Origin of the sequence: Promicromonospora sp. NPDC023987, assembly GCF_040639055.1 — a bacterium.
Taxonomy (GTDB): Bacteria; Actinomycetota; Actinomycetes; order Actinomycetales; family Cellulomonadaceae; genus Promicromonospora.
Genome location: NZ_JBEZZF010000036.1, coordinates 19,299 through 31,577, shown reverse-complemented (window position 1 = coordinate 31,577; position 12,279 = coordinate 19,299). Strand labels below are relative to the sequence as shown.

The following is a 12,279-nucleotide window of genomic DNA, read 5'->3' as shown; positions in this document are numbered from 1 at the left end:
TGGTCCTTGTCATGCCGTACTCGTTGCGGTGGGGGTTCCTGCTGTCAGGTGGCCGGGAAGTAGTGGCCGTTGTCCAGGTCGTCGAGGAGCCGGGGCTGAGCCGGCTCCCAGCCGAGAGTCCGGCGGGTGATGAGGTTGGACGTCGGGTAGCTCTGCGTGGCGACGTTCGTGAGGAACCCGAAGTACCCCGGCAGCATCAGCTCGTCCAGGGGGACGCTCACGGCGGGCACACCCAGGCGGCTGCCGATGGCCTCGGCGATCTCGCGGAACGGGATGCCTCCGTCCTCGACCGCGTGCCAGTAGCTGCCGGCCGGGCCCTTCTCCAGCGCCAGGCGGAACAAGGAGGCGGCGTCACGGGCGTGCACGGCGTTCCACCGGTTCTCGCCGTCTCCGGGGTAGCCGGCGAAGCCCCTCTCCTTCGCGAGCGCGATCAGGGTGGGGAGGAAGCCGGCCTGGTCGGTAGTGCTGTGCGCGATGTTGGCGATCCGCACGACCGAGGACCGCACGTTCTGCTCGGCGAGGCCGATGATGGCGGCCTCTACGACGTTACGTGCCCGCAGGGTGCCCTTGTGCTCATCGCCGACGGGAAGGGCCGGGTCCTCCTCGGTGGCCGGCCGGCCCAGGTCCCTCCCGGTCCCGGGCGAGCCGATGCTCCCCGCCGCCACCAGGGGCTTTCCGGTTGCCGCGAGCGCCTCGCCGTACGCGACCATGATCGGGAGCTCCGCGGCGGCAACGGCGGCCACCCCGCCGGACGGGAGCAGGTCCTGCCGGTGCGCGACGTGGATGACGCCGTCGGAGTCCGCCGCCGCCTCCTTGAGTCCCTCGAGGTCCTGGAGGTCGCCGCGGCGGACCTTCGCGCCGAGCGCGGAGAGCGCCGTGGCGGCCGTGTCCGAGCGTGCCAGGCCGGTGACCTCGTGCCCGGCGGTGATGAGTTCGGGAATGATGTACGAACCGGAATGGCCGGTCCCGCCAGTGACGAAGACGCGCACGTTGCTGCTCCTTGTGGGTGATGCGGCGGAAGAACTGGTGGTGTGCGGGGTGTGCTCAGGCCGGGAAGTCGACGCTGAGGGCGACGTCGAAGGTGCCCGCGCCGTTGCGTGCCAGGCCCATCAGCAGCGGCCCGACACCTTCCAGCCAGCGGGCCGTCTCCAGGCCGCCGACGTCGAGGGGACGCAGTCCGAGGCTCTCGATGAACACCGACACGCTCGCCTTGGCGCCCGCGTCGTCTCCGGCGAAGAACACGTCCAACGGACGCTCCTGCACGAGGACGTGGCCGAAGACGGTGTTGAACGCCTTCACGACGTACGCGCTCGCCGGGGCCGCTTTGGCGATCTCCTGCGCACCGGACGTGCCCTCAGGAGTGAGCAGCCCGGTGGCGTCGGCGTTGAAGGTGTTGGAGATGTCGATGATGACCTTGCCGGCCAGCGCGTCCCCGTACTGGGCGACCACCGGCACGGCGCTGGCGTACGGCACGGCGAGGACGACGATGTCGCCCACAGGGACCGCGCCGAAGGTGCCCGCCGTGGCCCCGGCGCCGAGCTCGGCGGCCAGGCCCTTGGCCTTGGCCGGGTCACGGCCGATCAGTTCGACGGAGTGCCCGCCGGATACCGCGCGGGAGGCGATGGCGTGGGCCATACCCCCGAGGCCGATGAAGCTGATGCTGCTCATGGTGAGTGCTCTCTTTCTTGGGTGGTCGTTTCTGGGTGGTCGTTTCTGAGTGGTCGTTTCTTAGGTGGTCACAACCGGCCGGTACGCTCGATCACCTGGCCGGCGAAGTCCAGCAGCTGGTCAAGGCTGGTGAACATCGCGAAAGCATCGACGTACGCCTCGTCAACACCGGAGTCCGCGTAGCGCTTCAGCTGATCCGCGACCGAGTCGACGGACGTGCCCGGCTCGAGGTTGATCCGCATGGCCGTCTTGAGTGCGTCGGGATCGCGGCCGGCGTCTTCCGCCGCTCGACGCGCGATCGACCACAGGCGGCCCGCACCCTCGTCCTGACTGCCGGCCGACGCGGCGGGCGCCGGCCCTTCGACCCCGAGCCAGCCGACCCCGCTGCGGCCGACCCGGCGCATGGCGGCCTCGCTGGCGCCGCCGATCCAGATGGGTGGCCCGCCCGCCTGGACCGGACGGAGGCCGACGTGGACCGGTGGCATGTTGAAGAACTCGCTGTCCCAGGACACGGGGCTGGTCGTCCACCACTCGTGCAGGAACGCCAGCGTGTCATCGAGCATCTTGCCGCGCCGCCGCCAGTCCGCGTTGCGTGCCACGTCGTACTCCTGCTTCATCCACCCCAGCCCCACACCGACGCCGAGACGTCCGTCGCTGAGCACGTCGAGCGTGGTCAGCTGCCGGGCCAGGTGCGGCAGCTCGTAGTAGAACGTGCTGAGCGTGCTGGTGTTCAGGCGCACCCTGCTGGTCGCCGCCGCGGCGACGGTCAACAGCAGCGCCGGATCGAAGGAGCGTGCCATCTGCGGGCCCAGGGCCAGATAGCTGCTGCCCACATCAACCGGCGTGACCAGGCGATCGCCGACCCACAGGGCGTCGTAGCCGAGGTCCTCGAGTCCACGGACGAATGTGCCCAGGGCGGAGGCGTCACTGACGGAGGGCCCGACAAGGGGAATCATGAAACCGAGCTGCATTGCGGCAAGCCTCCTCAGGCGAAGTTTTTCGCCACTATTGATTTCCGACATCGCCGAGTCGGTGAGCCACAGACCCGGCAGAGCGCATGGCGCTCTGTTCGTCGACCACTCAGCCGGGGTTCAGTCCGTGAATTCGTTGACGCCCATGGCGAAGCTCCCGTGGCCGATCCCGTTTCCGGCGAGGCCCACCGTGACCAGACCCATTCCTTCCAGCCAGTGCGCCATCTTCAGGCCGCCGACATCCAGCGGACGCAGTCCGAGGCTCTCGATGAATGTCGCCACCTCCGCCTTGGCCTGCGGGTCGTCGCCGGCGAAGAAGACGTCGGGACGGCCCTGCTCCAGGACGCCACGGAAGATGGTGTTGAAGGCCTTGAACACGCTGGCGCTGGCCGGGGCGATCTTGGCGACCTCCTGCGCGATCGAGGTCGGCTCGCTGTGTGCCAGTCCGTCGAACGTGGCGTTGAACGGGTTGCTGATGTCGACGATGGTCTTGCCCGCGAGGACGTCTCCGTACTCGGCGACGGCCGGGAGGACACCTGCGTACAACATGGCCGTGATGACGATGTCTCCGGCCGGGACGGCGCCCCACTGACCTGCCGTGGTGCCGCCGCCCAGAGCCTTGGCCAGGTCATCGGCCTTGGACTGGTCGCGTGCCATGATCTCGACGGTGTTGCCGCCCGCTACCGCGAGCGTGCCGATCGTGCGAGCCATGTTCCCAGCACCGATGAAGGTGATGCTGCTCATGAGCTGTGCCTCTTTCTGTTCTCGAGGCGCCTGTGGTCCAGGCGCCGCTCTGACTCGTTCGCGTGTGGATCAGATGGCGCGGTTCAGATGGCGGTCGTGCCGCCGTCGGCGACCAGCTCCAGGCCGTTGACGTAGCTGGAGTCGTCGGAGGCGAGGAACAGGGCGATGCTGGCGATCTCTTCGGGGCGGCCCATCGTTCCGCGCGGGATGAGGGACTCGAACGCGGCCCTCGTCGCCTCGTCGAACAGCTCTTCCTGCTTGGCTGTGCCGACCTGGCCGGGGGTCAGGACGTTGACCCGGATCTTGCGGTCGCGCAGCTCGTTGAGCCAGACACGGGCCCAGGCCTGCTGGACGGCTTTGCTTCCCGCGTAGAGGCTCCAGCCGGGGAAGGCGCCGAGGGAGGCGTTGGAGCCGGTCATGAGGATCGAGCCGTGGTCGTTGATCAGCGGCAGAGCCTTCTGCACGGTGAACAGGGTGCCGCGCGCGTTGAGCGAGAAGGAGCGTTCGAACTGCTCCTCCGTGATCTCGCCGAGGACGGCGGGTTCGCCGAACCCGGCGCTGGCCCACAGCACGTCGATCGAGCCCTTCTCCCGCTTGACGGTGTCGTACAAGCGCTCCAGGTCGTCCAGGTCGGCCGCGTCACCCTGGACGCCGGTCACGTTGCGGCCGATCAGCTTGACGGCCTCATCCAGCGCTTCTTGCCGCCGAGCCTGGATAAAGACATACGCTCCTTCCTCGACGAACAGCTTGGCCCCGGCCAGCGCCAGGCCAGTCGATCCACCGGTGATCACCGCGACCTTGCCATCGAGCTTTCCCACGGTCACTCCTTTGAATTGATGGGTTTTCCGAAAAAGGCATGGAAGGACCCAATTCATGATGCGTTCATGCTGGTCTGGGTCCCAGCCATCAAATGCCGATCCCGAATTCTTGTACCGAGTTTTCCCGGCCTCATGAACAATGCCATCGGCCTGAGCGGGTGTCCAAGACCTGTTTCAGCCGTGGTGATAACCTCAAGGCATTGCCGGACCGGGAGGCCCCATGGATCTGGACCTGCGCAAGCTGCGCTACTTCGTCGCCGTCGCCGACAGGCTCCACTTCGGCCGCGCCGCCGATGAGCTGCACATCGCGCAGCCGGCGCTCAGCCGGCAGATCCGCGCGCTGGAACAGGATCTCGGCGCCGCCCTGTTCACCAGGGACAGCCACGGCGTCACGCTGACCGACGCGGGCCGACAGCTGCTGGACGACGCCGGTCCGCTGCTCGCCTCCGCGCACGCGGTGCGCCGCCGGGTGTCCGTGGCAGAACGCGGCGCCCAGCGGCTGGTGGTCGGCTTTCGAGCCGGCATCCCCGTCATCCCGGCGACGCGGGTGTTCGAGGCCCAGCATCCGGACGTGGTCGTGGACGTGCAGCGCATGGAATGGGACGACCAGGCCCCGATGCTGCTCGACGGCCGCGTCGACGTCGCCTATGTACGCCTGCCCATCGACGAGACCGGCCTGCGCCTGACTCCGCTCTACACCGAGCCGCTCATGGTGGTGCTGCCCACCGACCACCGGCTGGCCGGCAAGGAGGAGGTCACCGAGGCGGACCTGGCCGGTGAGACGGTGGTCTGGCATGCCGACCCGAGCACTCAGCCCACCCGGCGCCCGCACCCCGACTCCGGGCTCCGGGCGCGCGGGGTGGAGGAGAAGCTGGAGCACGTCGCCGCCGGCCGTGGCATCTCGTTCGTCGGGCGTTCGGAGACCGTGTTCTACTCACGCCCGGACATCAGCTACGTGCCCATCCCGGATCTGGCGCCCGACCAGGTATTCGTCGCGATGGCGGCATCACGCACCTCGCCGCTGGCCGACGCCTTCTTCACCGCGGCTCAGGAGACGGCCGAGATCACGGCAGAGTGCGGCAACTATGAGATGTGGCAGCTCGTGACCGACGCCGTTTCACAGCGCGGTTGAGCAAGCGCCCCGTCGGCGCAGGCCGTCGAGGACGATGTGCAGCGGGCGGTGCGCACGCCGGTCCCACTCGTCCTCGTCCAGCCGTGCGAGGTAGCCGATCAGGACGATGACGTCGCCGGCGTCCACGTCCTCGCGGATCTGGCCGGCGGCCCGGCCGGCGTCGAGCAGCAGGGTGATCGCGTCACCGATGGGCCCAAGGCTGTGCATCGTGAGGTCCCGCCAGACCGACGCCTCGACGGCGGCCAGCACGCCGCGCTTCACCCGGGCGTACTCCGCCACGCGGTCGAACCACCGGGCGAGCGCATCGACCGGCTCGGCGCTCTCCAGGAGCCTCGGCGCAAGATCGACCAGGTCGTCGACCTCCTGCCGGTAGACCTCCACCAGCAGCGCCTCCCGCGTGGGGAAGTGCCGGTAGAGCGTGCCCTGGCCGACGCCGGCCTCCTTGGCTACCGCGTTCAGCCGGAGCTCCGCGGTGCTCGAGGCGGCGATCTCCCGGCGAGCCACCTCGACGATCCGGGCGCGGTTCTCCAGCGCATCCTTGCGGGCGGTCTTGACCATCGTTCGCGGCTCCCCGTCCTGACTTCTCGACAAACGGACACGTGTCCGGTACGTTCGAAGAAGCGGACACGTGTCCACTATATCGCCGAGGGTTAGAGAGAGGCAGCGACATGACGGGGAACACTGCGACGAGCACGACGGGGATCCAGGGGAAGGTCGTCGCCGTCACGGGTGCGAGCAGCGGCATCGGCGAGGCCACCGCCGTCCTGCTCGCGGAACGGGGGGCGAGCGTCGTCCTGGGCGCCCGGCGGACCGACCGCCTGGACGAGCTGGTGCGTCGGATCCGGGCGGACGGCGGCCGCGCGACCGCCCTGGCGGTGGACGTGACGCGGCGTGCGGACCTCGACGCCCTCATCCAGCGGGCCGTCGACGAGTTCGGCCGGCTCGACGTGCTGGTCGGCAACGCGGGGATCAGCAGGCTCAGCCCGGTCGGGGACCTCGACGTCGACGGCTGGCAGGCCATGATCGACGTCAACCTGAACGGCGTCCTGAACGGGATCGCCGCCGCACTGCCGGTCTTCCGGCGGCAGGGCGAGGGTCACCTCGTGACCACGGTCTCGACGTCGGGGCTGAAGATCGTCCCGAACCAGGCGCTCTACGCCGGGACCAAGAACGCGGTGCGCACCCTGCTGGAGGGCCTGCGCCAGGAGACGACGGACGGGGCGCTGCGCACCACCTCGGTCTCCCCCGGCTACGTGCGCACCGAGCTCGTCGACTCGATGGACATGCCCCCGGAGGTGCGGGAGGAGGTCCAGCGGAGCATGGCGGACCTCGGCATCGCCCCGGAGGCCGTGGCGCGGACCATCGCGTTCGCCATCGAGCAGCCGCGGGACGTCGAGATCGGCGAGATCGTGGTGCGGCCCACGCGGCAGAACTGAGCCGCGGCAGCTTCACCTCGGACCGCCGGGAAGGAAGTAGCGGTCGCTGGTCGCGCGCAGCTGCCGCTGCGCGATGACGTCGTAGGAGACCGGCGGGGTACGGGTCTCGACGTCGCGCAGGAAGTAACGGCTGGTCACGCCCGCGAGCGCCGGGTCGGTGGCCAGCCGGAGCGCAGCCGAGGCGCCCTCTTCGGGGGTGAGCATGTACCGGCGGATCAACCCGCGGAACGGTCGCAGGGCGGGCGGTACGAGGTCGTCGATGATGTTGGTCGCGGCGATTCCCGGGTGTACCGAGTTGACGGTGACGCCGTGGTCCTGGAGCGTGCGCGCAAGGTCGTACCCCGCCATGACGGTCAGCAGCTTGGCGCGCGCGTAGGCCTGGAAGGGCACGAAGCCGTCGGCGGGGTTGAGCCGACCGAGGTCGTCGAGGTCGTCCGTGCTGACCGTGGCGGGGCGCGGGCGGCCGAGCAGCTTCACCTGCCGGGTGTCGCGCAACGCGTCCGAGACGACGTTCACCACGCGTGCCCTGCCGCGCTCCAGCGCCTCCCGGAGGTGCAGGGTCAGTCCGTAGGCGGCGAGGTAGTCGACGGCGATGTGCCGTTCCACCCCGTCCGGGGAGAGCCGGTGCTCGTTGAAGTGTGCCCCGGCATTGTTCACCAGGACGTGAATCGCTGGATGGCGGGCACGTACCGCGGCGGCGGCGTCGATCACTCCGTCCCGGCGCGAGAGGTCGCCGGGCACCACGTCGAGCCGGCCGGTGCCGACCTCCCGCCCGATCTGCTCGCGGAGCGAATCGGCCCGGCGCGGGTCCCGGGCGACAGTGGTCACGTGCATCCCCGAGCGGGCGAGCTCCAGCGCGATCACCCGGCCCATCCCGCCGGTCGCGCCCGTGACCACGGCCACCCGTCGCCCGGGGGCGGGCTGCGCGGTCACCGGTGGATCCTCGGGCGAGCGCGGACGAACCGGGGAGCCTCGGCCTCGCGGACGAGGAATGCGGCGAGGTCAGCCCTGCCGACAGAGCTCCACAGCCGGACGGGCAACGCGGTCCCGACCCGGTACGCACCCTTGGCCGCGGCGTCCGTCAGGCTCGGCGGGCGCACGATCGTCCACTCCAACCCCGAGCCGGTGACCAGGGGCTCCATGGACTCCTTGTCCTTCAGCTTCTCACCGACGCCGGCCCACGCCGCGAGGGAGTACAGCGACCGGTCACGAGTCTCGAGGACGCCGTGGGCGCTCACCACGATCAGTCGCGACACGTGGGCCGCGTCCATGGCGGCCACGGTCGTGCGGATGCCGTCCGTGCACACCGTGGTCGGGCCCTTGCTCGCACCGCCGAGCGCACTGATCACGACATCGGCTCCGGTGAGGGCACGGGTCAGCGTGGCGACGTCGGAAAGATCGACCCAGATCTCCTCGACCAGACGTGGGCCGAGCTCGAACGAGCCCGCTCGGCGGGTCAGGGCGATCACCTCGTGGCCGCGTTCCACGGCAGTGGTCACGACATGGCGGCCCGTGCCGCCGGTCGCTCCGAGGACCGCGATCCGCAGAGCTTTCGATACATCTTGTCTCATAGGGACAGGCTGGCACTGTCGCCGACTGTGAGTCAAGGCGTCTCATAAGATAGGGCCATGGCATCCCAGACCGATCCCCGGTACCAACGCAGCAGGGCGGCGATCCTCGACGCCGCACGCGACCTGCTCCTGGAGAACGGACCCACCGCGGTCACGCATGCACAGGTCGCCGAACGAGCAGGAATCGGCCGCGCCACCGTCTACCGACACTGGCCCCGGAGCGACCAGCTCCTCAGCGAGGCCATGACCACCGTCCCCCTGTCCTTCTTCAGCACGCCGACCACCCCCGTCCGGGACTGGCTGCGAACCGAGCTCACGACGATGGCACGCCAGCTCGAGCACGACGCCGTGCGCGCCGTGGCCACCACCCTCGCGAACACCGCACTGTGGGACACGAACATGGACGCCCGGCGGGAACGGTTCGCGTCCGCCCTCGCCGAGCGGCTCACAGCCGCCCTCGACGACGCCCAGAAGCGAGGCGAGGTCGCGTTGAGCACCGACCCCCGGTCCGCCGCCGCGCTCGCCATCGGCCCCCTGCACTACCGCAGCACCATCGAGCACGGCGCGATCGACGCCGGCCTTGTCGAGGCCGCCGTCAACGCCGTCGGAACCTGGAGGTGACCCTCTCGCCGGGCAGGGTGCCGCCACAGGCCGTCTGTGCGGCACCCGGCCGAGTCGTCAGCTCACCGTCAACGGCCCGAACGGCACCTCCAGCACTGAGTCAGCGAGGTTCAGGAGCGAGGGCGCGTTGCCGAGCACGTTCCAGACCTCGACCTTGATCGTGCCGTCGACGAGGTCGCCGAGCGCGCCTTCGGAGCTCTCCATCGCCTGGTTCTCGGAGGTGTAGCGCTCGAAGCCGGGCACCGGATCGGTGGCGAAGTAGCGGTACGACTCCACCCGGTCGAAGGAACCGTCGCCCTCGAGATCGTAGGAGACGCGCAGTCGCGTGCCGTTGCCGACGGCCGTCTCAGCGTCCACGCCGAGGTCGAACGCCGTGCGCAGGCCCCCGAACTCGGCCGTGACGTGCTCAACGGTGGCGGTGAGCCCGGTGCTCGGATCACCGACCGCGTCAGGTCCCGAACGCGCGCCCAGCACCGCCGTGGCAGCAGACCCCGGGTCGGCGACCAGGGCGCCGCCTGCGGTCAGGTAGAACGTCGTCGCGGCACGAACGGGCGGGTCGGTCGGGTCGGTCGGGTCGGTCGGGTCTTCGGTGCCGCTCGGGGCGCCGCCCCCGCTCCACTCGTGTGCACCCGAGGTGACCGTCTTCCCGACCGGCACCGCGAGCGAGGTTCCGTCCGAGAACTCGACCGTGAGAGGCGACTGCGTGATGTTCGAGGCCACGTAGGTACGCTCCCCGTTCTTCGTGAAGACGGCAGCCACGGGAGAGTCGGCGGTCACCGTCGGGTCGACCGTACCCAGCTCGGCGAGGTTGGCGATCCAGTGATACGTGTGCGCGCGGCTCTCGCCCTCCTCGACCGGGTACTCGCGGTCGCCGTCGAGTGCGACGAGCGCTCGCTCACCGTCCCCGAGCGCGAGATAGGACCACAGGATGTCCTGCCAGACCGTCGGGTTGCCGTTGTTGGTGGCGACCATCTCGTCGAAGTTGGCGACGACGTCATCAGGACGGAGGCCCAGGTACAGATGTCCACCCGTGACCGGCAGAGTGTTGATGCCCTGGATCATCTCCGCCTCGCCGCTGAACCAGGTCGCGTAGGCCCCGCCGCTCCCCCAGATCATGCCCACGGTGGAATGGCCGAACGAGTCGGGCATCGCGCCCGACCCGTCGAACCAGTACTGCTGGATCGCCGCTGTCTGTGTGGCGTAGAGGTAGATGCCGGCATCGCGAGTCGCGTCGTCGCCGGTAGCCACGCCCCACTGGATGAGGCCGTTGGCGAAGTTCTGGCCCTCCGAGCTCGACTCCTGGTTGTTGCCGTTGAAGAAGGCGCCGTGGCCTGCCGCCCAGTCGTGGCCGGCGTAGATGTCGAAGTCCCGGAGGTACGGGTAGCGCCGGTCGGTGCGGTCGAAGTTGTTCGCGTCCGCGATGAGCTGGTCGACCATGCCGCCGAACTCCTGGTCGGTAGCCCATTCCGGGTCGAATCGCGCCAGAGTGGCGGCCGCGACGATGAAGTACCCGTAGTGGAAGTGATGGTCGTTCAGCTCTTTGTCCGACCCGTACGCGGCGGGGAATCCCACCAGGGTGCCCCAGTTCTCGTTGTACGCGAACACCTGCTCCGTCTCGCCGGGGCTCGCTGTGAACCAGTCCGTGAGCGTGGCCTCGATCTGTCCGAGCGCCGTGTCGCGGACGCCCGTGCGGTCGAGCTGATCGGCGATCTCCGCGATGCGCACCGCGCGGCCGAGCGCCTTGCCGGTCCAGTAGGTGTCGGCGGCGTCGATGCTCATCGGGTCATCGGCCTCCGCGTCGAGAAGGGCATCGAGCCGCGCGTTCGCGTCACCGTCCGCGGTAGCGACCGAAGGCACCTCTGGCAGAACACCGGTGAACGGGGTGTCCGTCGTGAACGACGTCGCTCCGATCAGTGTGGTCATCTTGCCGCGTGCCGACTCGTACTGGCGGTCGGCTTCCGCACCGTCGCCAGGTCCGTCACCGGCGGACCCCTCGAGGTACACGTCCTGGTGCGGGTAGAGCGCCACGATCGTGCCCGCGTTGCTGCCCTCGTGCGCCTCGGTCTCGAGCGAGTACGTCGTACGGACGATGCTCGTCGCCTCGTCGTAGACGTAGTCGGCGCGGCTTCCGGTCACCTCGACATAGGCATACGGGGTGAACGAGTCCGCCTGGGCGGTACGCGCCGCGTCGTCGTCCGCCGGGGTCGTGGGAAGAGCGGCGACCGAGAGGTAGCCCTTGCCGGAGAGGTCGCTGCGCAGCTCGTTGCCCGAGGCCGTCCAGGACGATCCGGTCGGCGCGAACGCGACGTAGTCGGCGCCGCCCGTGCTGAACCCGATGCGGGCGCCGTCGTCGAGCCACACGCGCAGGTCCGACCCACCGGTCAGCAGCGCGTCGCCACCCGCCATCTCGAACCACGTGACGGGTAGACCGTGCCCGATCGTCGCCGTCATGGAGCGTGCTCCGTCGCTCCACGACGGGGTGACGGTCCAGTCGCTCCAGTCCGCGACCTCGACGACGGGTGCGTCCAGTCCTGCGACCCCGACGACGAGGTCCTGGCTGTACGGGTAGTGGAACTCCCCGATCCCGCCGGGCGTCCCGTAGAGGGTGGGCTGCTGCGTGTAGGACAGGCCGAGGCCGCCCGGCGACGGCTTGTACGACACGGGGTGCGCGTGGAGCGGCTCGCTCATCGAGCAGTCGAACTTCTTGAAGCTGAGCGAGGACCACCAGTCGTTCGTCGGCACGGCCCCGTCCGGCGCCGAGTCGGTGATGAACGCGCGAGCATCGGTGGCGAGCGGGGCGCACCCCTCGGGTGCTGGCCCGACCTGATCGGTGGTGTAGCTCCCCGCACCCTCGGGTGTCGGGTCGGCCGCCACAGAGGGGATGGCGCCGATCGTCGAGACGACGATCACGACTGTTGTGAGAACCGCGATCCGCGCGCGCCGCATCCGACGTGGTCGCCCGAGCCGATCGCCGCTGGGCGGTCGCACCGCTCCGTCGGGATACTGAGGACCTGCACTGGCAAAGGGATGGAACATCGTCGTCGTCCTTTCTGAACCGCCCCTGCCCGGGGTGCGGTTCACGTCGTACCCGCGTCGTCGAGGGTGATGAAGGACTTGCGAAATTGCATCGCGACCCCGCTAACAAATCATGGGAGCGCTCTCAGACCATGGCAGGCCGCCAGGCGGCCGTCAACCGTCTCTCGTGCGACATCGTTTTCACCGCCGTCCGGGTGCTCGGCGCCGTCCAGGAGCTCCGGTCCGGACTGATTCCGCAGGTCAAGCAACCCGTCCGAGGGCCTCGCGCGTCTGGTTGTCGTG

General features: G+C 69.5%; 12 protein-coding genes. 3 read left to right on the top strand and 9 right to left on the bottom strand.

Features of this window, described 5'->3' with window-relative positions; translation table 11 throughout:
* Positions 1–44 precede the first annotated feature (44 nt).
* From AB0F40_RS16545 to AB0F40_RS16525, 5 genes are all read right to left on the bottom strand, one after another.
* Positions 45–989, bottom strand: a complete 945-nt coding sequence (locus tag AB0F40_RS16545) for an SDR family oxidoreductase (protein ID WP_357469561.1) — start codon at positions 987–989, stop codon at positions 45–47.
* Positions 990–1,044: 55 nt separating this feature from the next.
* On the bottom strand, positions 1,045–1,668 hold the full coding sequence (locus tag AB0F40_RS16540) for an NAD(P)-binding domain-containing protein (RefSeq protein WP_357469558.1): 624 nt from the start codon (positions 1,666–1,668) through the stop codon (positions 1,045–1,047).
* A gap of 68 nt (positions 1,669–1,736) precedes the next feature.
* Positions 1,737–2,624 carry a TIGR03619 family F420-dependent LLM class oxidoreductase gene (locus tag AB0F40_RS16535; protein ID WP_357469556.1) on the bottom strand — a complete coding sequence of 296 codons (888 nt, stop codon included), beginning with the start codon at positions 2,622–2,624 and terminating at the stop codon, positions 1,737–1,739.
* 135 nt (positions 2,625–2,759) lie between these two features.
* Positions 2,760–3,383: an NAD(P)-binding domain-containing protein gene (locus AB0F40_RS16530; protein WP_357469553.1), complete on the bottom strand. Its 624-nt coding sequence runs from the start codon at positions 3,381–3,383 to the stop codon at positions 2,760–2,762.
* Between the two features lie 83 nt (positions 3,384–3,466).
* Positions 3,467–4,201 carry an SDR family oxidoreductase gene (locus AB0F40_RS16525; RefSeq protein ID WP_357469550.1) on the bottom strand — a complete coding sequence of 245 codons (735 nt, stop codon included), beginning with the start codon at positions 4,199–4,201 and terminating at the stop codon, positions 3,467–3,469.
* Positions 4,202–4,421: 220 nt separating this feature from the next.
* On the opposite strand from AB0F40_RS16525, the gene AB0F40_RS16520 reads away from it, so the two are divergent.
* A complete protein-coding gene (locus AB0F40_RS16520; protein ID WP_357469547.1) occupies positions 4,422–5,333 on the top strand; it encodes a LysR substrate-binding domain-containing protein in 912 nt (303 codons plus the stop codon).
* On the opposite strand, the gene AB0F40_RS16515 is transcribed toward AB0F40_RS16520, so the two are convergent.
* Complete coding sequence (locus tag AB0F40_RS16515) at positions 5,319–5,891, bottom strand: TetR/AcrR family transcriptional regulator (RefSeq protein WP_357469545.1); 573 nt, start codon at positions 5,889–5,891, stop codon at positions 5,319–5,321. The genes AB0F40_RS16520 and AB0F40_RS16515 overlap by 15 nt on opposite strands.
* Positions 5,892–6,001: 110 nt before the next feature.
* Here AB0F40_RS16515 and AB0F40_RS16510 point away from each other — a divergent pair, with 110 nt between their 5' ends.
* Entirely contained in the window at positions 6,002–6,769 is a 768-nt protein-coding gene (locus AB0F40_RS16510; protein WP_357469542.1) for an SDR family oxidoreductase, read from the top strand.
* A gap of 12 nt (positions 6,770–6,781) precedes the next feature.
* On the opposite strand, the gene AB0F40_RS16505 is transcribed toward AB0F40_RS16510, so the two are convergent.
* Both AB0F40_RS16505 and AB0F40_RS16500 read right to left on the bottom strand, forming a co-directional pair.
* Positions 6,782–7,702: an SDR family NAD(P)-dependent oxidoreductase gene (locus AB0F40_RS16505; protein ID WP_357469539.1), complete on the bottom strand. Its 921-nt coding sequence runs from the start codon at positions 7,700–7,702 to the stop codon at positions 6,782–6,784.
* Complete coding sequence (locus AB0F40_RS16500) at positions 7,699–8,340, bottom strand: NAD(P)H-binding protein (protein WP_357469536.1); 642 nt, start codon at positions 8,338–8,340, stop codon at positions 7,699–7,701. Before AB0F40_RS16500 ends, AB0F40_RS16505 begins: the two co-directional genes overlap by 4 nt.
* A gap of 57 nt (positions 8,341–8,397) precedes the next feature.
* On the opposite strand from AB0F40_RS16500, the gene AB0F40_RS16495 reads away from it, so the two are divergent.
* Entirely contained in the window at positions 8,398–8,961 is a 564-nt protein-coding gene (locus AB0F40_RS16495) for a TetR/AcrR family transcriptional regulator (RefSeq protein ID WP_357469533.1), read from the top strand.
* Between the two features lie 57 nt (positions 8,962–9,018).
* Here the strand turns inward: AB0F40_RS16495 and AB0F40_RS16490 are convergent, their stop codons facing one another.
* Positions 9,019–11,871, bottom strand: coding sequence for a glycosyl hydrolase (locus AB0F40_RS16490; protein WP_357469531.1), 2,853 nt, complete (start codon positions 11,869–11,871; stop codon positions 9,019–9,021).
* Between the last annotated feature and the right edge of the window lie 408 nt (positions 11,872–12,279).